The sequence below is a fragment of the Pseudomonas moorei genome, assembly GCF_008801475.1.
GTDB classification, from domain to species: domain Bacteria; phylum Pseudomonadota; class Gammaproteobacteria; order Pseudomonadales; family Pseudomonadaceae; genus Aquipseudomonas; species Aquipseudomonas moorei.
In genome coordinates, this window is record NZ_VZPP01000001.1 from 122,824 (window position 1) to 149,200 (window position 26,377).

At 60.8% G+C, this 26,377-nt stretch carries 22 protein-coding genes; 10 read left to right on the forward strand and 12 right to left on the reverse strand.

Features of this window, described 5'->3' with window-relative positions; translation table 11 throughout:
- The first annotated feature begins 220 nt into the window (after window positions 1-220).
- On the forward strand, window positions 221-1,780 hold the full coding sequence (locus tag F7R06_RS00525; protein WP_090322698.1) for a TerC family protein: 1,560 nt from the start codon (window positions 221-223) through the stop codon (window positions 1,778-1,780).
- 133 nt (window positions 1,781-1,913) lie between these two features.
- On the opposite strand, the gene F7R06_RS00530 is transcribed toward F7R06_RS00525, so the two are convergent.
- Entirely contained in the window at window positions 1,914-2,645 is a 732-nt protein-coding gene (locus tag F7R06_RS00530) for a hypothetical protein (protein ID WP_245706701.1), read from the reverse strand.
- Between the two features lie 404 nt (window positions 2,646-3,049).
- On the opposite strand from F7R06_RS00530, the gene F7R06_RS00535 reads away from it, so the two are divergent.
- The 8 genes from F7R06_RS00535 to F7R06_RS00570 all read left to right on the forward strand — a co-directional run bounded on the left by F7R06_RS00535 (window position 3,050) and on the right by F7R06_RS00570 (window position 9,709).
- The gene (locus F7R06_RS00535; RefSeq protein WP_047529745.1) at window positions 3,050-3,898 is read left to right on the forward strand and encodes a transporter substrate-binding protein; all 849 of its coding nucleotides are present in this window, start codon (window positions 3,050-3,052) and stop codon (window positions 3,896-3,898) included.
- 51 nt (window positions 3,899-3,949) lie between these two features.
- Window positions 3,950-4,612, forward strand: coding sequence for an amino acid ABC transporter permease (locus tag F7R06_RS00540; protein WP_090322692.1), 663 nt, complete (start codon window positions 3,950-3,952; stop codon window positions 4,610-4,612).
- Window positions 4,613-4,620: 8 nt separating this feature from the next.
- Window positions 4,621-5,283, forward strand: coding sequence for an amino acid ABC transporter permease (locus tag F7R06_RS00545; RefSeq protein ID WP_090322690.1), 663 nt, complete (start codon window positions 4,621-4,623; stop codon window positions 5,281-5,283).
- Entirely contained in the window at window positions 5,280-6,077 is a 798-nt protein-coding gene (locus F7R06_RS00550) for an amino acid ABC transporter ATP-binding protein (protein ID WP_090322687.1), read from the forward strand. The genes F7R06_RS00545 and F7R06_RS00550 overlap by 4 nt, the downstream gene beginning before the upstream one ends.
- Before the next feature lie 30 nt (window positions 6,078-6,107).
- A complete protein-coding gene (locus tag F7R06_RS00555) occupies window positions 6,108-6,497 on the forward strand; it encodes a RidA family protein (RefSeq protein ID WP_047529738.1) in 390 nt (129 codons plus the stop codon).
- A gap of 171 nt (window positions 6,498-6,668) precedes the next feature.
- Window positions 6,669-7,433 carry an IclR family transcriptional regulator gene (locus tag F7R06_RS00560; protein WP_090322683.1) on the forward strand — a complete coding sequence of 255 codons (765 nt, stop codon included), beginning with the start codon at window positions 6,669-6,671 and terminating at the stop codon, window positions 7,431-7,433.
- A gap of 39 nt (window positions 7,434-7,472) precedes the next feature.
- A complete protein-coding gene (locus tag F7R06_RS00565) occupies window positions 7,473-8,690 on the forward strand; it encodes an amino acid deaminase (protein ID WP_090322677.1) in 1,218 nt (405 codons plus the stop codon).
- 86 nt (window positions 8,691-8,776) lie between these two features.
- Entirely contained in the window at window positions 8,777-9,709 is a 933-nt protein-coding gene (locus tag F7R06_RS00570; RefSeq protein WP_090322675.1) for a sugar kinase, read from the forward strand.
- Window positions 9,710-9,823: 114 nt separating this feature from the next.
- Here F7R06_RS00570 and F7R06_RS00575 read toward each other — a convergent pair whose 3' ends face one another.
- Together F7R06_RS00575 and F7R06_RS00580 are read right to left on the reverse strand one after the other, a co-directional pair.
- The gene (locus F7R06_RS00575; protein WP_007933743.1) at window positions 9,824-10,099 is read right to left on the reverse strand and encodes a peptidylprolyl isomerase; all 276 of its coding nucleotides are present in this window, start codon (window positions 10,097-10,099) and stop codon (window positions 9,824-9,826) included.
- Window positions 10,100-10,164: 65 nt separating this feature from the next.
- On the reverse strand, window positions 10,165-12,702 hold the full coding sequence (locus F7R06_RS00580; RefSeq protein WP_090322672.1) for a hybrid sensor histidine kinase/response regulator: 2,538 nt from the start codon (window positions 12,700-12,702) through the stop codon (window positions 10,165-10,167).
- A gap of 130 nt (window positions 12,703-12,832) precedes the next feature.
- On the opposite strand from F7R06_RS00580, the gene F7R06_RS00585 reads away from it, so the two are divergent.
- The gene (locus F7R06_RS00585) at window positions 12,833-13,942 is read left to right on the forward strand and encodes a PilT/PilU family type 4a pilus ATPase (RefSeq protein WP_090322669.1); all 1,110 of its coding nucleotides are present in this window, start codon (window positions 12,833-12,835) and stop codon (window positions 13,940-13,942) included.
- 379 nt (window positions 13,943-14,321) lie between these two features.
- Here F7R06_RS00585 and F7R06_RS00595 read toward each other — a convergent pair whose 3' ends face one another.
- The 9 genes from F7R06_RS00595 to F7R06_RS00635 form a co-directional block, all read right to left on the reverse strand.
- Complete coding sequence (locus F7R06_RS00595) at window positions 14,322-16,277, reverse strand: acetoacetate--CoA ligase (protein WP_090322666.1); 1,956 nt, start codon at window positions 16,275-16,277, stop codon at window positions 14,322-14,324.
- Between the two features lie 83 nt (window positions 16,278-16,360).
- The gene (gene hbdH, locus F7R06_RS00600; protein ID WP_090322663.1) at window positions 16,361-17,134 is read right to left on the reverse strand and encodes a 3-hydroxybutyrate dehydrogenase; all 774 of its coding nucleotides are present in this window, start codon (window positions 17,132-17,134) and stop codon (window positions 16,361-16,363) included.
- Window positions 17,135-17,141: 7 nt separating this feature from the next.
- Entirely contained in the window at window positions 17,142-18,533 is a 1,392-nt protein-coding gene (locus F7R06_RS00605; protein ID WP_090322660.1) for a GntP family permease, read from the reverse strand.
- Window positions 18,534-18,820: 287 nt separating this feature from the next.
- On the reverse strand, window positions 18,821-20,236 hold the full coding sequence (locus F7R06_RS00610; protein WP_090322658.1) for a sigma-54 interaction domain-containing protein: 1,416 nt from the start codon (window positions 20,234-20,236) through the stop codon (window positions 18,821-18,823).
- A 160-nt stretch (window positions 20,237-20,396) separates the two neighbouring features.
- Window positions 20,397-21,974, reverse strand: coding sequence for an ABC transporter ATP-binding protein (locus F7R06_RS00615; protein WP_090322656.1), 1,578 nt, complete (start codon window positions 21,972-21,974; stop codon window positions 20,397-20,399).
- A gap of 13 nt (window positions 21,975-21,987) precedes the next feature.
- Window positions 21,988-23,010: an ABC transporter permease gene (locus F7R06_RS00620; protein WP_090322654.1), complete on the reverse strand. Its 1,023-nt coding sequence runs from the start codon at window positions 23,008-23,010 to the stop codon at window positions 21,988-21,990.
- Window positions 23,010-24,071, reverse strand: coding sequence for a microcin C ABC transporter permease YejB (locus tag F7R06_RS00625; protein WP_090322651.1), 1,062 nt, complete (start codon window positions 24,069-24,071; stop codon window positions 23,010-23,012). The genes F7R06_RS00620 and F7R06_RS00625 overlap by 1 nt, the downstream gene beginning before the upstream one ends.
- Complete coding sequence (locus F7R06_RS00630; RefSeq protein ID WP_090322648.1) at window positions 24,071-25,939, reverse strand: extracellular solute-binding protein; 1,869 nt, start codon at window positions 25,937-25,939, stop codon at window positions 24,071-24,073. The genes F7R06_RS00625 and F7R06_RS00630 overlap by 1 nt, the downstream gene beginning before the upstream one ends.
- 134 nt (window positions 25,940-26,073) lie before the next feature.
- A complete protein-coding gene (locus F7R06_RS00635) occupies window positions 26,074-26,355 on the reverse strand; it encodes a peptidylprolyl isomerase (protein WP_007984657.1) in 282 nt (93 codons plus the stop codon).
- Window positions 26,356-26,377: the final 22 nt, after the last annotated feature.

Sequence of the window (26,377 nt, forward strand, 5' to 3'; positions counted from 1 at the left end):
CTGTACGATCCAAGTCCTTTTTCCATTCAGGATTTGCATGAACACCTTCACGGAGCCCCCCGGTTACCCTTTCCCTTCGCGCCAATGCGCGCTCCTGACGCACGCCATACACCCGGTCTTCGACCATTCAAACGCCCTTGTTTTTGCAGTTTCACGGCCATTGCGCCGCGCCTTGCCGTGCCCGGCATTCTGAATTCACTGACGAGATCGAGACGTTTACATGGAATGGATAGCTGACCCCACCGCATGGCTGGGTTTGTTGACGCTGATTGTGCTGGAACTGGTGTTGGGCATCGACAACCTGGTGTTTATCGCGATCCTCGCGGACAAATTGCCGCCAGAGCAGCGCGACCGTGCGCGCATCATTGGTTTGTCCCTGGCGTTGTTGATGCGTCTGGGCTTGCTCGCGAGTATCTCGTGGCTAGTGACGTTGACCCAACCGCTGTTCGAGGTGTTCGACAAGAGCTTCTCTGGCCGTGACCTGATCATGCTGTTTGGCGGTGTGTTCCTGTTGTTCAAGGCCACCATGGAGCTGCACGAACGCCTCGAAGGGCATGTCGGCCAGCGCTCCTCCCATACGGCGTACGCCTTGTTCTGGCCGATCGTGGCGCAAATCGTGGTGCTCGATGCCGTGTTCTCCCTCGATGCGGTGATTACCGCTGTGGGCATGGTCGATGAGCTGGCGGTGATGATGATCGCGGTGATCATTTCCATCGGCCTGATGATCGTCGCGAGCAAGCCGCTGACCCGTTTCGTCAACGCGCACCCGACGGTGATCATGCTGTGTCTGGGCTTCTTGATGATGATCGGTTTTGCGCTGACCGCCGAGGGCCTGGGCTTCCACATTCCCAAGGGCTACCTGTACGCGGCCATCGGTTTCTCGATCCTGATCGAGGTGTTCAACCAGATTGCCCGGGCTCGCCGCAAGCGCTCGATGCAGGGCCTGCGACCGATGCGCGAGCGCACGGCTCATGCAGTAATGCGTTTGCTGGGTGGTCGCAAACTGGCCGTGGAGGAGGTCGGTGAAGACATTGCCGACCTGTTGGACAACGGCGAAGCACCGACTGAAGAACTGTTCGACCGTCGCGAGCGGGTGATGATCAGCGGCGTGTTGCAACTGGCCGAACGGCCGATCCGTACCCTGATGACCGTGCGCGCCGACGTCGATCATATCGACCTGGCCGATGACGCCGAGGGCATTCGTACAAGGTTGATGCATTCGTCCTATTCGCGTCTGCCATTGATTCGTGACGGTGCCGTGGATGAGCCGCTGGGCTTCGTGCACAAGAAGGAACTGCTGAAGGAATACCTGGCCGGTAACGAGCCTGATCTTGCGCATCTGGCGCGCCAGACCATCAACTTGCTGGACAGTTATTCGATCCTCAATGCCCTGGAGCAGATGCGCAAGGCATCGACCCACATCGCCTTTGTGGTCAATGAATTCGGGGATTTCGTCGGCGTGCTGACCATGACCGACATTCTGGAGTCGATTGCCGGCGAGTTACCCGATGCCAGCGAAATCGAAGGCCCGGATGTGCTCCAGGACAATGGCGGGTTTGTGGTCAGTGGCGCCTTGAACCTGGCGCGGGTGCGGCAACGCACAGGATTTGCCGCGCCACCGACGGACGACTATCAAACCCTCGCCGGATTGGTGATGAGCTTGTTGGATCGCCTGCCGATGATCGGTGACAGCCATGAGTGGCAGGGCTGGCGCATGACCGTCCTCAAGGTCGAAGAGCGGCGGGTGACGCGAGTGTTTCTGGCGCGTGTCGACGGGTGATGTTGGGGCGGGCCCGAGGGCACTGCGCTGGCATATCCGTGCCTACAGGCTGTTGATGTATCTGTAGGCACGGCTTGACCGATGAGGCCCAGATGTCGTGGCGGTGTTCACTCCGTGTCGGTCTGTTGGCGTGTTACTTGTCGCCTGGCAAAACAGTCTGGGTCACCGGGTAGGCGAACGATTCTTCGTTAATGTTTACCGTCGCATAAACGGTTTGCGCCTCTCCGGGTTTGAGTGGCGCAGGGACATTGGGCAAGCGGCCGATGGCTTTGCCTGGCCGCCAGTTAATAACGTTCAAGCCAACAAAATGCGGCAACAGCGTTGGCGCGCGAAAGGTATCGCCCGATGGAACCGAAAAGAGGGTGGTAACGGAATTTTTAATCGGGAAGAAAATTGCACCCGGATAGGTTCCGCATAACGGGTAGTTCGGTGTGCCGCGAACGCACTTGACCGCAGGCTCTTGCCCAACGACCAGTCTGGTAGGAGGCGAACTGATTCCATTTACAAACACCGAGAACGAAATCCCCTTGCCTGGCAGGCTCGAGAGGTTCAACTGAGTCATCGTGAAATCTCCGTTGGCAAGCGTGGTTGCCTGTCTCAGGATATCTCCGTCGCTTGTTAACGCCGTTACCATGAACGGCCCCGCCGAGTCGACGCCGACGATAGTTCCCGCAATGGATGTGTCGCTTTTGGACAGTGGCGTCGTGACACAAACTTCCGCACCGTTTTGGCCAATGTACTTTGCGCTGACGAGGCTCGCGCATTCTTCGTTTACCGTGGCAATGCTGTTGGTCTGTTCGATGTCGCAACCCGATAAAAAAGCCCCGAGTGCGGTAGTTATAAAAAACATCCTTGCTGTATTCACATTTAATTCCCTGGAGAGGCGATGTTTATAAGTGACATGCCGAGCCAGTATTTCCTCAGGGCTTGCGGGGCGTCTACTGTCAGAGTTGACAGGTTGGCAAGGGTTTTGACTGCTTGATGTACCCACCGCCCTGCCGCGTGAGTGTCGGTTTGCGTGACACGTACTGCTTCCCGCGCACTCAAACGAAGCGCATTGCCCACGACCTGTAGCCAACGGTAGCACCCGCTCGTTGAGTGACCGGGTAACGCCAGCGACGGCGTTTCCGTGCATGCCGTTGATTCAACTGAACTTTCAGTTGCACTAGGTTTTCTCTGCGAGGCTGTGGCACACTTTCTGCTGTCTATTCCGTTGTTACATACCAAGTTCCGGTATAGCGGAATAAACATCATCCTGGAGTGCTTGCCATGCATCGCCGACCTTCCTTGTTCAAAGCGTGTGTTTTTCTGTTCGCAGCCTCTGCTGCTGCCGTGGGCGTGGCCCAGGCGGCCGACAGCAAGCTCGATAGCGTTCTGGCCCGCGGCAAACTGATCGTGGGTACCGGCAGCACCAACGCGCCGTGGCACTTTCAGGGGGCGGATGGCAAGTTGCAGGGTTTCGATATCGATATCGGGCACATGATTGCCAAGGGCTTGTTCAACGATCCGAGCAAGGTTGAGTACGTGGTGCAGTCGTCCGATGCGAGGATTCCCAACCTGCTGACCGACAAGGTCGACATCAGTTGCCAGTTCATCACCGTGACCGCCAGCCGTGCCCAGCAAGTGGCGTTCACGCTGCCGTACTACCGCGAAGGGGTTGGCCTGTTGCTGCCAGCCAATAGCAAGTACAAGGAAATCGATGACATGAAGGCCGCCGGTGACAGCCTCACCGTGGCCGTGTTGCAAAACGTCTATGCCGAGGAATTGGTGCATCAGGCGTTGCCCAAGGCCAAGGTCGATCAGTACGACAGCGTGGACCTGATGTACCAAGCGGTGAACTCGGGCCGTGCCGACGCGGCAGCCACCGACCAGTCCTCGGTGAAATACCTGATGGTGCAAAACCCCGGTCGCTACCGCAGCCCGGCCTACGCCTGGAGCCCGCAGACCTACGCGTGTGCCGTGAAACGCGGCGATCAGGATTGGCTGAACTTCGTCAATACCACGCTGCATGAAGCCATGACCGGTGTTGAGTTCCCGGCTTACGCGGCGTCGTTCAAGCAGTGGTTTGGTGTCGATCTGCCTACTCCGGCGATTGGCTTCCCTGTCGAATTCAAATGATCCCGTGAGAGTGGGGCGCCGAAATGCGCCCCGCTCAAGGTACTGCCAACCATGAACTATCAGTTGAACTTTGCCGCCGTGTGGCGCGATTTCGACACCTTGCTGGCGGGGCTCGGCCTGGGCCTCGAGCTGGCGTTGGTGTCTATCGCCATCGGTTGCGTGATCGGCCTGATGATGGCGTTTGCTTTGCTGTCGAAGCACCGCGCATTGCGGGTGCTGGCATCGGTGTATGTGACGGTGATTCGCAACACGCCGATTCTGGTGTTGATTCTGTTGATCTACTTTGCCTTGCCGAGCCTCGGTATTCGGCTGGACAAGATTCCCTCGTTCATCATCACGCTGTCGCTGTACGCCGGGGCGTATCTGACCGAAGTGTTCCGTGGCGGGCTGCTGAGCATCCCCAAGGGCCAGCGTGAAGCGGGGCTGGCGATCGGCCTGGGCGAGTGGCAGGTCAAGGCTTACGTCACCGTGCCGGTGATGTTGCGCAATGTGTTGCCGGCCTTGTCGAACAACTTCATTTCGCTGTTCAAGGACACTTCGCTGGCCGCCGCGATTGCCGTGCCGGAGCTGACCTATTACGCGCGCAAGATCAACGTCGAGAGCTACCGGGTGATCGAAACCTGGCTGGTGACCACGGCGCTCTATGTCGCGGCCTGTTACCTCATTGCCATAATGCTGCGTTACCTCGAGCAGCGCCTGGCGATCCGCCGATAGGAGGCCCCATGTACGAATCCCCCAGTTGGTTGCATGAGTTGTGGGTCGCGCGGGAAGTGCTGTGGCAAGGCTTTCTGACCAGTGTTCAGGTATCGGCCCTGGCGATCTTGCTCGGCACGGTGGTTGGCGTATTCGCCGGTCTGGTGTTGACCTACGGCAGGTTCTGGATGCGCGCGCCGTTTCGTTTCTACGTGGACGTGATTCGCGGTACCCCGGTGTTTGTGCTGGTGCTGGCCTGCTTCTATATGGCGCCGGCGCTGGGCTGGCAGATCAGCGCGTTTCAGGCAGGTGCACTAGGCCTGACGCTGTTTTGCGGTTCCCACGTCGCCGAGATCGTGCGCGGTGCACTGCAAGCATTGCCCCGTGGGCAGATGGAAGCGAGCAAGGCCATCGGCCTGACGTTCTATCAGGCCCTCGGTTACGTGCTATTGCCCCAGGCACTGCGGCAAATCCTGCCGACCTGGGTCAACTCGTCCACCGAGATCGTCAAGGCCTCGACGCTGCTGTCGGTGATCGGCGTGGCCGAATTGCTGCTCAGCACCCAGCAGATCATCGCCCGGACCTTCATGACCCTGGAGTTTTACCTGTTCGCCGGTTTTCTGTTTTTTGTCATCAACTACGGCATCGAATTACTCGGCCGGCACATTGAAAAGCGGGTGGCCCTGCCATGACTCAAGTACAACAATCCAACGTCCCGAGCGGACAGCCTCTGCTGGACATTCGCGGCCTGCACAAACAATACGGCCCGCTGGAAGTGCTCAAGGGCGTCGACCTGACGATGCAGCGCGGCAACGTGGTCACGCTGATCGGCTCCAGCGGCTCGGGCAAGACCACGCTGCTGCGCTGCGTGAACATGCTTGAAGACTTTCAGGGTGGGCAGATCATGCTCGACGGCGAATCCATCGGGTATGACGAGGTCAATGGCAAACGCATCCGCCACCCGGAAAAAGTCATCGCCCGTCATCGCGCCATGACTGGCATGGCTTTCCAGCAATTCAACCTGTTCCCGCACCTCACCGCGTTGCAAAACGTCACCCTGGGCTTGCTCAAGGTGAAAAAACTGCACAAGGACGAGGCCGTGGCGCTGGCGGAAAAATGGCTGGAACGCGTCGGTTTGCTGGAACGTCGCGATCACTATCCTGGCCAGCTGTCCGGCGGTCAGCAGCAGCGCGTGGCGATTGCCCGGGCGATTGCGATGAACCCGAGCCTGATGCTGTTCGACGAAGTGACTTCGGCGCTGGACCCGGAGCTGGTTGGCGAAGTGCTCAACGTCATCAAGGGTCTGGCCGAAGACGGCATGACCATGCTGCTGGTGACCCACGAAATGCGCTTCGCGTTCGAAGTCTCGGACAAGATCGTGTTCATGAATCAGGGGCGCATCGAAGAGCAGGGGCCGCCCAAGGAACTGTTCGAGCGTCCGAAATCGCCACGCCTGGCGGAATTCCTCAAGAACACGCGCTTTTAAACATTCGATTTTCAATCAGGAGAAACACTCATGAGCATTACTCGTTACGGCACCGGCAGCACCGCCGCTGGCGGTCAGCCTCGCCCGTTCGCCCGAGCCGTTGAAGCCGATGGCTGGCTGCACGTTTCCGGGCAGGTGCCGGCGGTGGATGGCGAGATCATCACCGGCGGCATCGTCGAGCAGACCCACCAGACCATGAAGAACCTGATCGCGATTCTGCAAGAGGCCGGTTATGGCCTGGAAGATGTGGTGCGTGCTGGCGTGTGGCTGGAGGACCCGCGGGATTTCACCAGTTTCAACAAGGTCTTCTCCGAGTACTTCAAACCCGAACACGCCCCGGCCCGGGCCTGCGTGCAGGCGAACATGATGGTCGACTGCAAGGTCGAGATCGACTGCATCGCGTACAAGAAAAAGGCATGAATCGAGTCGCGCCCATCGCGGGCAAGCCACGCTCCCACAGGCTCTGCAGGCTGGCACAGATTGCAGATACACCATCAACACCTGTGGGAGCTGGCTTGCCAGCGAAGACGGCCTAACAGTCGTTACCGCACTCTCGGTAAACTCCCGGCACTTTGAATGGGAACCACTGACATGACCGAAGACACCATCAAACGCCGGGCGCGCGGTCTGGACCGGGCGTTCGACATCCTCGATTTCCTCAAGGAGATCGGCCAGCCCCTGCGACCGAATGAAATCGCCAGTGGCATCGGCAGCCCCAAATCCACGGTCTACGAACTGGTGGCCTCGTTGCTGGAGCGACGGATTCTGGAGCCGGTGGGCAAGGACGGTCACGTTTACCTCGGGCGCCAGCTGTACTTTCTCGGACAGGCGCATCTGCGCCATTTCGACCTGACCCGCGAGGCCGATCACGCCTTGCAGGAAATCGTCAGCCAAACCCATGAAACCGCGCAGATGTGCCTGCTCAACGGGCGCAAATACACTGTGGCGTTGATGAAAGAGGGGGAGCGGCATTTCCGTATCTCCTCGGACATCGGCGAAAACGCACCGATCCCCTGGACTGCGTCCGGGCGCCTGTTGCTGGCGCACCTGAGCGACCAGGAAATCATCGATCTGATCGACCATGACGACTTCATCCTGCCCGATGGTGAACGCCTGCCGCTGGAGCAGTTTCTCAAGGAGATCCGTCAGGCCGGCATCGATGGTTTTTTCTCCTTCGATAGCGTCGCCGACACCTTTACCCATTGCTTCGCCGCGCCGGTCAAAGACCCCGGCGGCGTGGCCATCGCGACCCTGTGCATCGTCGCCCCCCGGGCCGATGCCAAGAAAAATTACGACGACTACCGCCGGGTGCTGATCGAAAGCGCCAACAGCCTGGCCCGTCGTATCAACGAATAACAGCGGCTGCTTGCGGCCGCGAATGTGAGGAGTTCGACCATGATTACTGCCGAAAATACCGCCGCCGTGGAAAAGGGTTTTGCCCGCACGGGCGCCAGTCTTGTCCGTGACGTCAGCCTGCCCGCGCTGGTGCTGCATCGTGAAGCGCTGGAGCACAACATTCGCTGGATGCAGGATTTCGTCAGCAACAGCGGCGCCGAGCTCGCGCCCCACGGCAAGACCAGCATGACCCCGGCGCTGTTTCGTCGGCAGCTGGACGCCGGTGCCTGGGGCATTACCCTGGCCAGCGCCACGCAAACCCGCGCCGCCTATGCCCATGGTGTGCGTCGGGTGCTGATGGCCAACCAACTGGTCGGCACACCGAACATGGCGCTGATCGCCGATCTGCTGGCCGATCCGACGTTCGACTTCTACTGCATGGTCGATCACCCGGACAACGTTGCCGACCTCGGTGCCTATTTCGCCTCGCGCGGTGTGCGCCTGAACGTGATGATCGAGTACGGCGTGGTCGGCGGGCGTTGCGGCTGCCGCAGCGAACAGGAAGTGATCGACCTGGCGAAAGCCATCGCCGCGCAACCGGCACTGGCCCTGACCGGGATCGAAGGCTATGAAGGGGTGATTCATGGTGATCACGCCATCAGCGGCATTCGCGCGTTCGCCGGTTCCCTGGTGCGCCTGGCGGTGCAGTTGCAGGACAGCGGCGCATTCGCGATCGCCAAGCCGATCATCACCGCTTCGGGCTCGGCCTGGTATGACCTGATCGCCGAGGAATTCGAAGCGCAGAACGCTGCAGGGCGCTTCCTCAGCGTGCTGCGTCCTGGCAGTTATGTCGCCCACGACCATGGCATCTACAAGGAGGCGCAATGCTGCGTACTCGACCGCCGCAGCGACCTGCACGAAGGGTTGCGCCCGGCGCTGGAAGTCTGGGCGCACGTGCAGTCGCTGCCGGAGCCGGGCTTCGCGGTGATTGCCCTGGGCAAGCGTGACGTGGCCTACGACGCCGGTTTGCCGGTGCCGTTGCTGCGTTACAAGGCCGGCGTGCTGCCCGCCAAAGGCGACGACGTGAGTGCCTGCAAGGTGACGGCGGTGATGGACCAGCATGCATTCATGACCGTGGCGCCGGGCGTCGAGTTGCGGGTAGGCGACATCATTTCATTCGGCACTTCGCACCCGTGCCTGACGTTCGACAAGTGGCGCACGGGGTGTCTGGTGGATGAGCAATTGAACGTCATCGAAACCATGGAAACCTGTTTCTAAGGTTTGAGACTGCGCAGAGCCCTTCGCTGGCCTGCCAGCGAAGAGGCCCGACCAGACAACAAAGAACACCAGAGACCCCCACAACCATGAACACCCTCAACACCCTGGGTCCCCACGCCCCGCGCATCGCCCTGATCGGCGAATGCATGATCGAGCTGCAACACCGTGCAGATGGCAGCCTGCAACAGAGCTTCGGTGGCGATACCTTGAACACTGCGGTGTACCTGTCCCGAGAACTGGCCGGCGCTGGCACGGTGGACTACGTCACAGCTTTGGGCGATGACAGTTTCAGCGATGCCATGTGCCGGAGCTGGGCCGAGGAAAACATCGGCCTGGGCATGGTCCAGCGCCTGCCCGGACGTTTACCAGGGCTGTATTGCATCCAGACCGACGCCGCTGGCGAGCGTCGTTTCCTCTATTGGCGCAATGAAGCTGCGGTGCGTGATTGCTTCACTACGCCGGCCGCCGCGCCGATCCTGGCGGCGCTTCTAGACTATGACGTGCTGTATTTCAGCGGCATTACCCTGGCGGTACTGGGCGTGAAGGGCCGGGAAAAATTGCTGGAAACCCTGATCCAGGCCCGGCAGCGCGACGCCCGAATCGTCTTCGACAACAACTACCGGCCACGGCTGTGGGGCTCGGTCGAGGAAGCGCGAGCGGCCTACCGCAGCGTGCTGCCTTATGTCGATCTGGCGTTGTTGACCGTCGATGACGAACAGGCGCTGTTCCACTTCTCCGATTGCGCGGCGGTGTTTGACGCCTATGAGCAGATCGGCACGCCCGAAGTGGTGCTCAAGCGTGGCGCCGAGGCGTGCCTGATTCGGTGTGAGGGGGAGGCGTTCGAAGTGCCGGCGCAGAAAGTCGAGCGAGTAGTGGACACCACGGCGGCGGGGGATTCGTTCAGTGCGGCGTACCTGGCGGCGCGGCTCAAGGGCGCTAGCCCGGTCGAAGCGGCCGAGGCGGGGCACCGGTTGGCGAGTCGGGTGATCCAGGTGCCGGGGGCGCTTATTCCAAAGTAGAAGGTGGATGACCGCTTGCTGTGCAATCGGCTCGCTGGCAAGCCAGCTCCCACAGGAACGAAGCGGGACCTGCAGGCGCTGGCTTGCCAGCGAAAAGGCCCACCAGCCAACCGATCAATCCCGGTAAAACACCTGCACCAGGTGATAACCGAACTTGCTCTTGATCGGGCCGTGCACCACCCGCAGCGGCTTCTTGAAAATCACCGCATCGATGGCGCCGACCATCTGCCCCGGCCGCACTTCGCCCAGGTCACCGCCGCGCTTGCCGGACGGGCAGGTGGAATACTTCTTGGCCAGCACATCGAAGGCTTCGCCCTTGGCGATGCGTTGTTTGAGCTGCTCGGCTTCTTCCGAGGTTTTCACCAGAATATGGCGGGCTTGGGCTTTCATGGGGCGGGTACCTTGCAACGGTGGTGGCGTGGGTGGTGAAGCGGGGCGCGCGATTATGCCCTATCTCAGTGGGGTTGGCCGATCATCGTGCGAATCTTGGTGGCCAATAGATCAATCGAAAACGGTTTGGCCACCATGTCCATGCCTTCCTCAAGAAAACCCTGACGCTCGGCGGCTTTTTCCGCGTAACCGGTCATGAACAGCACCTTGAGTTCAGGTCGGTGCTGACGGGCAATTTCCGCCAGTTGCCGGCCATTCATGCCGGGCAACCCGACATCGGTCACCAGCAAATCGACCCGCAGTTCGGACTCGAGCAAGGGCAGGGCGCTCTTCGCGTCTTCGGCTTCGTAGGCGTGATAGCCCAGCTCCTTGAGCAGGTCGAACACCAGCATGCGCACGGCCGGGTCGTCCTCCACCAGGACCACGGTTTCACCGGCAATCGCCGAGGGCGCCTCGCTGATGACCGGCGATAACACGTCTTGCGGTTCCATGCCGTGCAGGCGCGGCAGGTACAGGCGCACGCTGGTGCCCTGGTCGGGCATGCTGAACAGGGTCACATGGCCGCCGGACTGCTGGGCGAAACCATAAATCATCGACAGGCCCAGCCCGGTGCCCTGGCCGATGGGTTTGGTGGTGAAAAACGGATCGAACGCCTTGGCCAGCACCTTCGGGGTCATGCCCGTGCCGTTGTCGCTGACGGCGATCATCAGGTAATCCCCGGCCTTGACCGGTTCCAGGGTGGTGATGTCGCTGCCGTCGAGGTGGACGTTCGCGGTTTCAATGCACAACTCGCCGCCATCGGGCATGGCGTCCCGGGCGTTGATCACCAGGTTCAGCAGGGCGTTTTCCAGTTGGCTGACGTCAGTGCTGACCATCCAGGCGTCTTTGGCCAGGCGCAGTTTGAGCGCGATATGGTCACCCTTGGTGCGGCTGAACAGGTCTTCCAGGGAGTGAATCAGGTCGTTGGGGTTCAGCGGTTTGCGGTCCAGCGACTGACGCCTGGAGAACGCCAGCAGACGATGGGTCAGCGCGGCGGCGCGGTTGGCCGAGGACACCGCGGCCTCGGTGAAACGGGCGATCTCGGCGGCACGGCCGTCGGCGATGTAGCGTTGCATCAGATCCAGGCTGCCGATGATCCCCGTGAGCATGTTGTTGAAGTCATGGGCGATGCCACCGGTGAGCTGGCCGACTGCTTCCATCTTCTGGGCATGGCGCAGGGCTTCTTCGGCGCGCTCGCGTTCGAACATCTCTTTGAGCAGTTTTTCATTGGCTTCGGCCAGTTGCCGGGTGCGGGCGCTGACCCGCTCTTCGAGGGTTTCATTGAGGTTGCGCAGGGCTTCTTCAGTCTGTTTACGCTCGGTTTCGTCGATCACGAAGATGTAAAAACCGTTTACCGCGCCGTCCGCACCGTGGCGCGGCAAATAGTTCATCAGTGCATGACGGATGCTGCCATCACGGTGCGGCGTGTTGATGCTGAAACAGCAGGACCTGCCGGACAGGGCCTCGGCGATGTGCTCGGCGCGCAGGGCGTAGGCCTCGTCGCCCAGCACCTCGCGAATGGTGCGGCCATAGAGTTCCTGAGGGGTCAGACCGTACCAGTCCAGATAAGCGGCATTGTTCAGGCGAAAGCGTTCCTCGCGGTCGACGTAGCTGATCAGGATCGGCATGGCGTTGATGATCAGTTGCAGCTCGGTCTGGCTCTGGCGCAGGGCCTGCTCGGTGTTTTTGCGTTCGGTGAGGTCCAGGGCCGCGCCCAGGAAACGGATCGGCCGGCCATGGTGGTCCTTGTAGCAACGACCGCGAGCAAATACCCAACGCAATTCGCCGTTGGGTTGCAGCAGGCGGTACTCCTCGGCGTATTCGGTGCCATGGGCGATGCAATGTTTGATGCTGCGGGCGATCAAGGCACGGTCTTCCGGGTGCACGCCGTGCAGATACTCGGTGATCGGCAGCTGGCTGGCCATGGCCGGGTCGATGCCGTGTAATTGGGCGAAATGGGCGTCGGCCAGGAAGCGGTCCTCGCTGATGTCCCAGTCCCAGGTGCCGACCGCGTCGGTGGCGGCGAGGGCCAGTTGCAGGCGTTCCTCGGTTTCTTGCTGGGCCTTGAGGCTGGCAGCCGAGCGCTGTTCCAGTTCAAGCGCGATGCGTCGACGCTCGTTGGTTTCGATGGCCGTGACCAGAATCCCGGCCACCTCGGCGCTTTCGTCGCGAATGGGGCTGTAGGTCAGGTCGAGCCAGAAGTCGGAATCCTTGCCATCGCGCTGCAGGGTGAAGCGTTGTTCGCTGTAGGTCCGCACCTGTCCTTGTAGGACGGCTCGGTAAATCGGGTCGGTAAAATCCTTTAACTCTGGCCAGATATCGTGTGTTGGCTGTCCGAAAGCGTACGGGTGCTTGTTGCCTGCGAGCAGGGCGAAGCCGTCGTTGTAGATTTGCGTCAACTGCGGCCCCCAGAGCAACAGCATCGGCATCGGTGAATGAATCACGATGTCCACGGCGGTTTTCAGGCTCTGTGGCCAGGTACTGGCCGCGCCTAGTGGGCTGCTTTCCCAGTCCAGTCTGGCAATCAGGGCCTGGGCATCGCTGCCGGTTGGTGAGGCGTTCATCAAGGTGTCCTGCTTCAAGTCGGTGTGACGGCGTCTACTAAGCTGGCTGAGCGGTAGACGCTGGATGACCCGGCGCCTCAGAGGTTCGGGTCATTTTTATTCATTGAATGCATCGTAGGTGTGTTTTGCCATGGAAATCGACGCGTTATTAAGACAACTGGCCAGCCGCAATGGCGCCGACCTTTACTTGTCCACGGGCGCACCACCCTGTGCGCGGTTCGACGGTGTTCTCACCTCGCTGGCGGATCAGCCGTGCAGGCCCGGAGAACTCGCGGCCATCGCCGCGTCCATTATGGACGCCGAACAGCGACTTGAGTTCGAACGGGAACTGGAGATGAACCTGGTAATTTCCCTGCCGGACATCGGACGCTTTCGGCTCAATATCTTCAAACAGCGTAACGATGTGTCGATGGTGGTGCGTAATGTCAAACTCGACATTCCACGCTTCGAAGATCTCAAATTGCCACCAGTGCTGCTCGAAACCGTGATGCTCAAGCAGGGCTTGATGCTGTTCGTCGGTGCCACCGACTCCGGCAAGTCTACCTCGCTGGCGGCACTGATTGACTACCGCAATCGCCACGATCATGGGCATATCGTCACCATCGAAGACCCGATCGAGTACCTTCATCGGCACAAAAAATCGATCATCAACCAGCGCGAAGTCGGTGTCGACACCCGCAGCTTTCAGGCCGCATTGAAAAACACCCTGCGCCAGGCGCCGGACGTGGTGCTGATCGGCGAAATCCGCGACCGCGAAACCATGGAGCACGCGTTGGCGTTTGCCGATTCCGGGCATCTGGTGCTCTCCACGCTGCACGCCCACAGCGCCAGTCAGGCGCTGGATCGCATCATCAACTTCTTTCCCGAGCAGCGCCGCGGGCAATTGCTCAATGACCTGGGCAACCACCTCAAGGCGTTCGTATCCCAACGCCTGGTTCGCACCCGGGAGGGGCAGCGGCGGGCGGCGGTGGAGGTGATGCTGGGCACGCCAACCATTGGCGATCTGATTCGGCGTAACCGGTTTTCCGAGCTCAAGGGCGTGATGGAAAAGTCGACGAGCCTGGGGATGCAGACGTTTGACGGGGCGCTGTTTGAGTTGGTCGCAGAGGGTGCGATTGATCAGGTCGAAGCGTTGAAGCATGCGGATTCGGCGAACAACCTGCGCTTGCGCTTGAAGTTGCATGCGGAGGGATCGACAGGTCTGGATGCACCAACGGGTGAGTGGGGACTGGTGGACTAACGCTCATTCGCCGGTTGGGGTGAGCCTGGCCAATATGGCTGGGGGAGCTGGTGACTACGTCGACTGAACCGACGCTATCGCGGGCAATCCACATACACAGGTTTTGTGGCGGGCGCGGTATGTGCATGCACCGCCAATCCCCTGTGGGAGCGAGCCTGCTCGCGATGAACTGGACACCGCCGCGGAGTATCAGGCTCCCCGCGTTATCGTTCACAACCATCGCGATCAGGCTCGCTCCTACAGGGATAGTGGTTGTATGCGCATTTTGCATCTGACAAGCAATTCCTGTGGGAGCGGGCTTGCCCGCGATGAGGGCGGCACATTCAACTTTGACATTGATTGACACGCCGCCCTCGCGAGCAGGCCTTATTGGAGCACTTTAATCCCGCAGCTCCGGGCGGTCGCGGAATTGCGCCAAAGCCTCGGGATTGGCCAGTGCATCGGTGTTCTTCACCTTTTGCCCATGCACCACATTGCGCACTGCCAATTCGACGATTTTGCCGCTGATGGTCCGCGGAATATCCGTGACCGCGACAATCTTCGCCGGTACATGGCGTGGCGTGGTATTGGCGCGGATGGTCTGGCGAATCTGTTGCTCAAGCGCTTCATTCAGTTCGACGCCTTCACGCAGCCGCACGAACAGCACCACTCGCACGTCATCCTGCCACTGCTGCCCGATGGCCACGCTGTCGAGTACTTGCGGAATTTTTTCCACCTGGCGGTAAATTTCCGCCGTGCCGATACGCACGCCGCCGGGGTTGAGCACGGCGTCGGAGCGGCCGTGGATCAACATCGCGCCGTGGGGCAGTTGTTCGGCGTAGTCGCCTTGCGCCCAGACGCCGGGGAACTGGCTGAAATACGACGCCCGCAGCTTTTCGCCGTCGGGGTCGTTCCACAAGCCGATGGGCATCGCCGGGAAGTGTCGGACGCACACCAAATCGCCTTTTTCGCCAATGACCGGTCGGCCTTCGTCGTTCCACACTTCAACCGCCATGCCCAGGCTCTTGCCCTGCATCTCGCCGCGCCGCACCGGTTGCAACGGGTTGCCGTTGACAAAGCAGGAGACGATATCAGTGCCGCCCGACATCGACGCCAGGCACACGTCAGCCTTGAAATCGCGGTAGACGTAGTCGTAACTCTGCGGCGATAGCGCGGAACCGGTGCAAAGCAGGGTTTTCAGGCTGCTCAAGTCATGGCTTTGCCGGGGTTTGACGCCGTTGGCTTCCAGCGTGGCGAGGTACTTGGGGCTGGTGCCGAAAACACTGATGCGCTCGTCATCGATCAGGTCGATCAAGCGTTCGGGATCGGGATGAAACGGTGAGCCGTCGTACAGCACCACGGCACTGCCGACTGCCAGGGCCGAGACCAGCCAGTTCCACATCATCCAGCCGCAAGTGGTGTAGTAAAACAAGCGTTCGCCGGGGCCGAGATCGCTGTGCAAACCGTGCTCTTTCACGTGTTGCAGCAGCACGCCACCAGTGCTGTGGATGATGCATTTGGGCACGCCGGTAGTGCCGCTGGAATAGAGGATGTACAGCGGATGGGCGAAGGGCACGGCGACGAAATCCGGCTCGCCGCCGGGGTCGTAGAAATCGTCCCACAGCGTCACATTGGCGGCTGTGCGGAAGTCTTCGATGCGAGCCTGCGGCCGGGCGTAGGGCACTACGATCAACTGCTGCAGCGATGGCAGGCGTTCGAGGATTTCGTTGACCTTGACGGTCTGGTCGATCTCCTTGCCGGCGTAGCGATAGCCGGCACAGGTGACCAGCACTTTCGGCTCGATCTGGCCGAAACGGTCGATCACGCCTTGGGTGCCGAAGTCCGGCGAAGAGCAGGACCAGATCGCCCCGAGGCTGGTGGTGGCGAGCATCGCCACCAATGTTTGCCAGGTGTTGGGCATGCACGCGGCCACCCGGTCGCCGAGGCCGACACCGGCGGCGATCAGACCGTTTTGAAAGCCGGCGACATGCTCGGCCAGCTCACCCCAGGTCAAGTGTTCGCGCTGACCATTTTCTGCCACGGCCACGACGGCCACGGCATCGTCGCGACGGCGCAGCAGGTGTTCAGCGAAGTTCAGGGTGGCGCCGGGGAACCACTGGGCGTCGGGCATTTTCGGGCCTTCAACCAGCACCGCGTCGGGTTGCTGATGGAAGCGGATATCGAAGAAGTCGACGATGGCCTGCCAGAAGTCCGCGCGTTGATCGATCGACCATTGGTGCAGGGCAGGGTAGTCATCGATGTGCAGGTGGTGCCGCTGATTGATGAAGCGTCGAAAGGCCTCGATGCGGGTCTTGCCGATGCGTTTGGCACTCGGTTGCCAGAGGATGTCGGACATGGTTTGCCTCTTCTTATTCATGAATTCAAACGGGCATTTGTAACGAGGGAGCGAGCTCCCTCGCCACAACGGGCAGCGGTGCCTTACTGCGCCAACCAGCCACCGTCTATGTTCCATGCCGCACCGCGCACCTGACTGCCCGCTTCGCTGCACAGGAACAGCACCAGTTCCCCCAGTTGCGGCGGCGTCACGAACTCCAGCGATGGCTGCTTTTCGGCCAGAAGATCATGCTGTGCCTGTTGCGGATCAATCCCGGTGGCGGCGCGGTCATCGATCTGCTTCTGCACCAGCGGTGTCAGCACCCAGCCAGGACAAATGGCATTGCAGGTGACGTTGCTGGTAGCGGTTTCCAGGGCGACCACCTTGGTCAAGCCGATGACCCCGTGCTTGGCCGCGACATAAGCCGCTTTGCCCACCGATCCGACCAGGCCATGCACCGAAGCAATGTTGATCACCCGGCCCCAGCCCTTGGCGCGCATGCCCGGCAGGCTCAGGCGAGTGCTGTGGAACACCGACGACAGGTTGATCGCGATGATCGAATCCCAGCGCTCCACGGGGAACTCTTCCACCGGCGCCACATACTGGATGCCGGCGTTGTTGACCAGAATGTCGATGCCACCGAATTCCCGTTCGGCATAGGCAATCATCTCGGCGATCTGTGCCGGGTCGCTGACATCGGCCGGGTGATGGCCGACCTTGCCGCCGTACTGCGCCACTTCGGCTATCACCTGGGAGGCGTCGCCGAAGCCGTTGAGGATCAGGTTGGCGCCGGCCTTGGCCAGGCTGAGGGCGATGCCCAGGCCAATGCCGCTGGTGGAACCGGTAACCAGTGCGGTCTTGCCCGAAAGAGTCGTCATGAATACCTCACACAATGCCAGTGGCGTAGAAAGTGCCGATCACCACGAAAACCGCCAGGGTCTTGATCAGCGTAATACAGAAAATATCTTTGTAAGCCTCGCGGTGGGTCAGGCCGGTGACCGCCAGCAGGGTGATCACCGCACCGTTGTGCGGCAGGGTGTCCATGCCGCCACTGGCCATTGCGGCCACGCGGTGCAGCACTTCCAGGGGGATGTTGGCGGCGTGGGCAGCGGCGATAAATTGTTCGGACATGGCCGCCAACGCAATGCTCATGCCGCCCGATGCCGAACCGGTGATGCCGGCCAGCAGGGTCACGGTGATCGCTTCGTTGACCAGCGGGTTGGGAATGCTCTTGAGCCAGTCAGCCAGGACCAGAAAACCCGGCAGCGAAGCAATGACCGCACCGAAGCCGTATTCCGACGCGGTGTTCATTGCCGCCAGCAACGCACCGCTGACCGCGCTTTTACTGCCTTCGGCGAGTTTGCTGCGGATCGCCTGGAAGCCGAACGCCAGCACCATGACGATGCCCACCAGCAGCGCCGCCTGCACCGCCCAGATCGCCGTCAGTTTGGCAATGTCGGTGGTCACAGGCGCCGCCATGCCCGGCAGCGCGAGGCTGTGGGTCTTGCCGTACCACTGTGGAATCCACTGGGTGAACAGCAGGTTCATGATGCCTACGGCCAGCAGCGGCGAGAGGGCGATCCATGGGTTGGGCAGCTTGATGTCGGCGGCGGTTTCCGGCTCGTTGCGCAGTTTGGTGCCATAGCCTTCACCGGCGCGCTGGGCCTTGTTGCGTTGGCGCTGCAGAAACAGCATGCCGGCGCAGAACACGAAGATCGTACCGATCAAGCCCAGCCAGGGCGCGGCCCAGGCCGTGGTGTTGAAAAAGGTGCTGGGAATGATGTTCTGGATCTGCGGGGTGCCGGGCAGGGCGTCCATGGTGAAGGAGAACGCGCCGAGGGCAATCGTCGCTGGAATCAGGCGCTTGGGGATGTTGCTCTGGCGGAACATTTCAGCGGCAAAGGGGTAGACCGCGAACACCACGACAAACAGGGACACGCCGCCGTAAGTGAGCAGGACGCAAACCAGCACGATCACCAGCATCGCCTGGCGAGTGCCCAGCAAGCGAATGGCCGCGGCGACGATCGAGCGCGAGAAACCCGACAACTCGATCAGCTTGCCGAACACGGCACCGAGCAGGAACACCGGGAAATACAGTTTGATGAAACCGACCATTTTCTCCATGAACACGCCGGTGAACGCGGGCGCGACAGCAGAGGGGTCGGTGAGCAGAACGGCGCCGAGGGCGGCGATCGGGGCAAAAAGGATAACGCTGTAGCCACGGTAAGCAGCCAGCATCAACAGCGCGAGAGCTGCCAAGGCAATGATCACACTCATGGTGTGTCTCCTGGGTTGTTATTTTTGTAGGGTGGATCTTTTGTAGGAGAGCGCTATAGCGAATTGTGTGCCAGATGCTTAAGTGTCTGAAATATAAAGAGATATATAGATTTTTTTTAGCTGAGCCTGGACTTTTGTCTCTATATTGAGACATTTGTTTGCAGGATCGGCCTCATCGCGAGCAGGCTCGCTCCCACAGTTGATCGCATTCTTGCTTTCGATCCAATAAACCTGTGGGAGCGAGCTTGCTCGCGATGTTTTGTCTAATAATGGAGATGCGAGTCTCTTTATGGAGACTCCGCAATCCCCAACGCCAGCATCTTCTTGTACAGCGTAGATCGCCCTAGCCCCAGCCGCGCCGCCGCTTCAATTACCTTGCCCCCGCATTGCGCCAGGGTGGTCTCAATCAATTCCCGATCAAAGCGTGCCCGGGCAGCGCTGAAGGTCTCATGCTCCACCGGTTCGACTGGTGCCAACGCCATGCGCTGCACGGGTGTAAACGTCCCGATTGCCGCGCGGATATCCGCCACCGTGAGCCGCAGGTCGTCACTGAGCAATGCGGCCCGTTCCAGCACGTTGCGCAGTTCGCGGATATTCCCCGGCCAGGCGTGCTCTCCCAACAGATTCAAGGCCTCGCCGTTGAGTTCGTGTTGACTGCGTAGCTCCTCAAGGATCGCTTCGCTGAGGGCGGGCAGGTCGTCGAGGCGGTCGCGCAGCGGCGGAACCTGGATGGGCAGGACGTTGAGGCGGTAATACAAGTCGGCGCGAAATTCGCCGCGCTTGATGGCGGCTTCCAGATCGGTTGAAGTCGCGGCAATCACCCGCACATCGCTCTGGATCACGTCGTTGGAACCTACTGGTTCGAATTCCTTTTCCTGCAGCACCCGCAGCAGTTTGCTTTGCAGCGGCAGGGGCATGTCACCGATCTCGTCGAGAAACAGCGTCCCGCCCTGGGCGATCTGCAATTTGCCGGCACGTGCCTTGCGGTCGGCGCCGGTAAAGGCGCCGGGCGCGGTGCCGAAGAATTCAGCTTCCAGCAGCGATTCGGGGATCGCGGCGCTGTTGATGCTGACAAACGCCTTGTGCGCGCGCGGCGAAGCATTGTGGATTGCCTGCGCCAGCAATTCCTTACCGGTGCCGGTTTCACCGAGCAGCAACACCGGCGAATCGGTACTGGCGCTGCGGCGGGCGCGGCGTTTGACTTCCAGGCTGGCGGCGCTGGTGCCGATGAAATGGGCGAAGTTGTATTTGGTCTGCCGCGCTCGCAACAGTGAGCGCGTCGATGCCAGTTCTTCCTGCATGCTCATGTAGCGCTTGAGCATGGGCGACAGGCTGCGCAGTTCGTCGAACAGGGCAAAGCCGATGGCGCCGATCACCTCGCCGGCATCGTCTTGAATCGGCAGACGCATGACCACCAACGGTTCTTTGGGGGTGTCCTGCATGTCGAGCAAAATCGGGCGTCCGGTGCGCACCACTTCGCGTAACAGGCTGCCGGGGATTACGCTTTCGCAGGCCTTGCCGATCGCATTTTGCGCCGACTGCAGGCCGAAACGCTTGGCGTAGCGCTCGTTCATCCACACGATATTGGCGTCGCGGTCGACAATCACCGTGCCCTCGCTCGACTGCTCGATAATCTCGAACAATGAGCGGATCGCCAGCAGCCGTACACGCTGGTAGTCCTTGAGGCTTTCGGTGGTGTTCATGGGTGCAGATCCTGATGGTGTGTTGTCAGTGCCGGCCCTATCGCGGGCAAGCCCGCTCCCACAGGGTATGAGGCTACCGCTGAATTCGGACGTAACAGAAACTCTGTGGGAGCGGGCTTGCCCGCGATGGCGGCGAACCGGTCTATCGACATGCGCCGGATCATGCCTGCCCCGTATGCGCCGCCGCCAACAGCTCCTTGGTATACGGGTGCTGTGGCGAGTCGAAAACGTCGTGGCTGGCGCCGCTTTCGACGACCTTGCCGTCCTTGACCACGATCATGTCGTGCGCCAGGGCGCGGACCACGGCCAGGTCATGGCTGATGAACAGATAGGTCAGGCCATGTTTTTCCTGAAGCTGGCGGAGCAGGGCCACCACTTGCTTTTGCACGGTGCGGTCCAGGGCCGAGGTCGGTTCGTCCAGCAGGATCAACGCCGGTTTCAGCACCAGTGCCCGGGCGATGGCAATGCGTTGACGTTGGCCTCCGGAAAACTCGTGGGGATAGCGATGGCGGCTCTGCGGGTCGAGGCCGACTTCTTGCAGTGCCCGTATCACTTCGGCTTCGCATTCGTCGGCGCTCAACTGGCTGTGCACTTCCAGGCCTTCACTGATGATCTGTGCCACGGACATCCGTGGGCTGAGGCTGCCGAAGGGGTCCTGGAACACCACCTGCATTTTCTTGCGCCATGGCCGCAGCTGTTTCTGCGTCAAGCCATTCAATGCGTGACCCTGGAAGCGAATACTGCCCTCGGAGTCGAGCAGGCGCAGGATGGCCTGGCCGAGGGTGGATTTGCCGGAACCGGATTCGCCTACGATGCCCAGGGTTTTGCCGCGCTGGACATTCAGGCTGATGCCGTCCACGGCCTTGAGGTAAGTCTTGCGCTGAAACAACCCGCCGCTGACGGCAAACTGCACCCGCAGGTCCTGCACCTCCAGGACCTTTTCGCGCTCGTCCCGGGGCAGGGCTTCGCCTTCCGGCTCGGCATTGAGCAGGATGCAACTGTAAGGGTGCTGCGGTTCGGTGAAGAGCGTTTCGCAGGGCGCCTGCTCGACGATTTCGCCGGCCTTCATCACGCACACCCGCTGGGCGATGCTGCGTACCAGGTTGAGGTCGTGACTGATCAACAGCAATGACATGCCCAAGCGTTGTTGCAGGGATTTGAGCAGCAGCAGGATCTTGCGCTGCACGGTCACATCCAGGGCCGTGGTGGGTTCGTCCGCAATCAGCAATTCCGGTTCGCAGGCCAGGGCCATGGCGATCATCACCCGTTGACGCTGGCCGCCGGACAGTTGATGGGGATAAGCCTTGAGCCGCTCCTTGGGTTTCTGGATGCCGACCAGATGCAGCAACTCCAGAATCCGCGCTTGCGCCGCCTTGCCGGCCAGGCCCTTGTGCACCAGCAGGGTTTCGCCGATCTGCTTTTCGATGCTGTGCAGCGGATTGAGCGAGGTCATCGGCTCCTGGAAAATCATCGCGATGCGGTTACCACGCAACTCGCGCAACACCCTGGAGGGGGCGCCGAGCAGTTCACGGCCTCGATAGCGGATGCTGCCACGGCTTTCGGTGCCGCCCTCGGGCAGCAATTGCAGGATCGAGTGCGCGGTTACCGATTTGCCGGAGCCCGACTCGCCCACCAGCGCCAGGCATTCGCCGGGGCGGATGTCCAGACACAGATTGCGCACCACAGTCTGGCCGCTGAAGGCCACGCTGAGGTCACGGATTTCGATCAGGTTGGTCATATCAATATCCGCATCAGGATCGGGGATCGAAGGCGTCGCGCAGCGCTTCGCCAATGAACACCAGTAACGAAAGAATCAACGCCAGGGTGAAAAACGCCGTCAGCCCCAGCCATGGCGCTTGCAGGTTCTGCTTGCCCTGACCGATCAGTTCGCCCAGGGAGGCGCTGCCCGCGGGCATGCCGAAGCCGAGGAAATCCAGCGCCGTCAGGGTGGAAATGGCGCCGGTGAGAATGAACGGCAGGTAACTCAACGTCGCGTTCATGGCGTTGGGCAGGATATGCCGCACGATCACCTTGCGATCGCTTAGCCCCAGCGCCCGGGCGGCCTTGACGTATTCAAGATTGCGCCCGCGCAGGAATTCGGCACGCACCACGTCCACCAGCGCCAACCAGGAAAACAGCGCCATGATCCCCAGCAACCACCAGAAATTCGGTTCGACGAAGCCCGACAGGATGATCAGCAGGTATAGCACCGGCAACCCGGACCAGACCTCCAGCAGCCGCTGACCCATGAGGTCGACCCAGCCGCCGTAGTAGCCTTGCAGGGCCCCGGCAGCGATGCCGATCAGCGCGCTGACGAATGTCAGCATCAAGGCAAACAGAATCGACACCCGCGCGCCGAAAATAACCCGTGCCAATACGTCCCGCGCCTGGTCGTCAGTGCCCAGCCAGTTCACGCTCGTGGGCGGGCTCGGAGCCGGTTTGTTCAGGTCATAGTTCGGCGTGTCGTCACTGAACGGAATGGGCGGGAACAGCAGCCAGCCTCCGTCCTTCTTGATAAGGTTCTGCACGTAGTCGCTGCGGTAGTCGGCCTGGAACGGCAGTTGCCCGCCGAACTCCTGCTCGGTGTAGCGCTTGAGGGCCGGGAAGTACAACGAGCCCTGGTAACTGACGATCAACGGTTTGTCGTTGGCGATCAGTTCGCCACCCAGGCTCAACATGAACAGACCGACAAACAGCCACAGCGACCACCAGCCACGACGGTTCTTCTTGAAGCGTTCGAAGCGACGACGGCCCAACGGCGAAAGCTTGAACATCAGGCGTTCCTCGCGGCGAAGTCGATGCGCGGGTCGACCAGGGTGTAGCACAGGTCACCCACCAGTTTTATCAGCAGGCCGAACAAGGTGAAGATGAACAGCGATCCGAACACCACCGGATAGTCCCGCGAAACCGCCGCTTCGTAGCTCATGCGGCCCAGGCCGTCGAGGGAGAAAATCACTTCGATCAGCAGCGAACCGGCAAAAAACACGCTGATAAACGCCTGGGGAATCCCCGATACCACCAGCAGCATCGCATTGCGGAACACATGGCCGTACAGCACGCGGCGCTCGCTCAAGCCCTTGGCGCGGGCGGTGACCACGTACTGTCGGGTGATTTCGTTGAGGAATGAGTTTTTGGTCAGGATCGTCAGGGTTGCGAAACCACCGATCACCAGTGACGTCACCGGCAGTACGAGGTGCCAGAAGTAGTCGACGACCTTGCCCAGGGTCGACAGCGACTCGAAATTGTCCGAGACCAGCCCGCGCACCGGGAACCAGTTCAGCGATGTACCCCCGGCGAACACCACGATCAGGAACATCGCGAACAGGAACGCCGGCATCGCGTAGCCGATGATGATCGCAGTGCTGCTCCAGATATCGAAATGGCTACCGTGGTGCACGGCCTTGCGGATGCCCAGCGGGATCGATACCAGGTAAGTGATCAACGTCGCCCAGAGCCCGAGGGAGATGGTCACCGGCATTTTTTCCAGGATCAGGTCGGTGACGGTGGCGCCACGGAAGAAGCTCTTGCCGAAGTCCAGGCGCGCGTAGCTGGTGAGCATCAGCCAGAGGCGTTCGTGGGCCGGCTTGTCGAAACCGTATTGTTTTTCGATGTCCTTGATCAGTTGCGGATCGAGGCCGCGGCTGGCCCGCGAGCTGCCGCTGGAGGCTTCGCGGGCGCCACCGCCGACACTGACCCCGCCGATGCCTTGCAGGTGGGCGATGGCCTGTTCGACCGGCCCGCCGGGCGCGGCCTGGACGATCACGAAGTTGACCAGAAGGATGATGACCAGCGTCGGAATGATCAGCAGCAGGCGCCGCAGTATGTAAGCCCACATCAGTGTGGTCCTCCGGGTCTGCCACGGCGAATGCGCTCGGCGGTCATCTGCTGGTTGGTCAGTGGCGTGGTGCTCACTTCCCACCAGCTCTCGATGGCTTCGTCATTGCTCGCTTGCACGTCGGGTATGCCAAAGCGATTCCACCACACGGTGGAGGTGCCCGGCGGGTAGTAGTTGGGAATCCAGTAGTAGTTCCACTGCAACACCCGGTCCAGGGCATGGGCGTAGCGCAACATGTCAGCCTGGGTGTTGGCGCGAATCAGCCCGCTGATCAGGGTGTCTACGGCCGGGTTCTTCAGGACCATGTAGTTGTTGGAACCGGGGTCGGTGGCCGCCGCCGAGCCGAAATAGTTGAGCAGTTCGCCTCCCGGAGAGGTGGTGACCGGGTAGCCGGTGACGATCATGTCGTAGTCGCGGCTCATCAGGCGATTGACGTACTGCGAGGAGTCGATGCGGCGGATGTTCATGTCGATGCCGATCTGTTTCAGGGTGCGCTTGTAGGGCAGCAGCAAACGGTCCATGCCGTTCTGGCTGACCAGGAAGGTGAAGCTCAGCGGCTCCCCGTCAGCGTTGACCAATTGATCGCCATCCGGTTTCCAGCCGGCCTGTTCCAGCAGGTCCAGGGCCTGCAGCTGCTTGTCGCGGATCACGCCACTGCCATCGGTTTTTGGCGCTTCGAACACGGTGGTGAACACTTCGTCGGGCACTTGCCCGCGCAGGGGTTCGAGAATCGCCCGTTCGCCGGCGTCCGGCAGTTGCCGGGCGGCGAGGATGGTATTGGAAAAGAAACTCTGCTGGCGGATGTACATGTTGCGCATCATCTGCCGGTTGCTCCATTCGAAATCCCAGAGCATGGCCAGTGCCTGACGCACCCGGCGATCCTGGAACATGGGCTTTTGCAGGTTAAACACAAAGCCCTGGCTCGGTTGCGGCGCTTCAGTGGCCAGATGTGCTTTTTGCAGGCGACCGTCGCTCAATGCCGGACTTTCATAACCGATGGAGTAACCGGTGGCGGAAAACTCGCGGTTGTAATCATAGGCACCACCGCGCAGCACCTGGCGCGCGACATCGGTGTCGCCGAAGTACTCGATGCTGAAATGATCGAAATTGTAGAGGCCGCGGCTGACGGGCAGGTCCTTGCCCCACCAGTCAGGGTTGCGCTCGAAGGTGATACTGCGGCCGGAGTCGACCTTGCTCACTCGATAGGGTCCGCTGCCCAGTGGTGCCTCGTAACCGCCGCCACCGGCGAAGTCGCGGGTCTTCCACCAATGCTCGGGAAACACCGGCAAGGTCGCGATGTCCAGCGGCAGCGTGCGGTTTTCGTTGTTTTTGAAGTTGAAGCGAATGGTCAAGGGCCCCTCGACCTCAACGCCCTTGACGTCTGCGAATTGGGTGCGATAGCGCAGGCTGCCCTGGGTCATCAGCAGATCGAAGGTGTAGCGCACGTCTTCGGCAGTGATCGGCTTGCCATCGGCAAAGCACGCCTTGGGGTTCAGATAGAAGCGCAGGGACAAACCGTCATCGGAGCGCTCCATCTGTTGCGCCACCAGGCCGTACACGGTGTAGGGTTCATCCAGCGAACGCTGGGCCAGGGGCGAATAGATCAGGCCGTCAATCTGTGAGACGCCTATGCCTTTGTCGATGTACGGCAATACATGATCGAATTGCCCGATTTCGATCGCCGAACGACGCATGGTGCCACCCTTGGGGGCTTGGGGGTTGGTGTAGGCAAAATGGCTGAAGCCGGCAGGGTATTTGGCCGGTTCGCCATAGACGGTCAACGCATGTTGCGGTGCGGCATTCACGCCTGCGGCGCCCAACAGCAAGGCCACGGCAGTGAATATTAAAGTCGGGAAAGCCAGTCGCATTGTCAGCCTTAGAGCCGGGTGGTCGTTAACGACAATTTGTACGCTAGAGGCGCGTCCCTCGCCAGCCTGTTACGCGTCGCAAACGCAACGGCCCACCAAAAGGCGGGCCGTTGCGCGCAGAGCTCGGGTGTCGATCAGTCCTGACGGCTGGTCACTTCCAGCAGGTGGTAGCCGAACTGGGTCTTGACCGGACCTTGCACCACGTTGATCGGTGCGCTGAACACCACGGTGTCGAATTCCTTGACCATCTGGCCTGGACCGAAGGAACCCAGGTCACCGCCCTGGCGGCTGGAAGGGCAGGTGGAGTTGGCTTTGGCAACTTCGGCGAAGTCTGCGCCAGCTTCGATTTGGGCCTTGAGTTCGTTGCACTTGGCTTCGCTGGCAACAAGGATATGACGGGCAGTGGCTTTAGCCATGGGAAAATGCTCCTTTCAATAT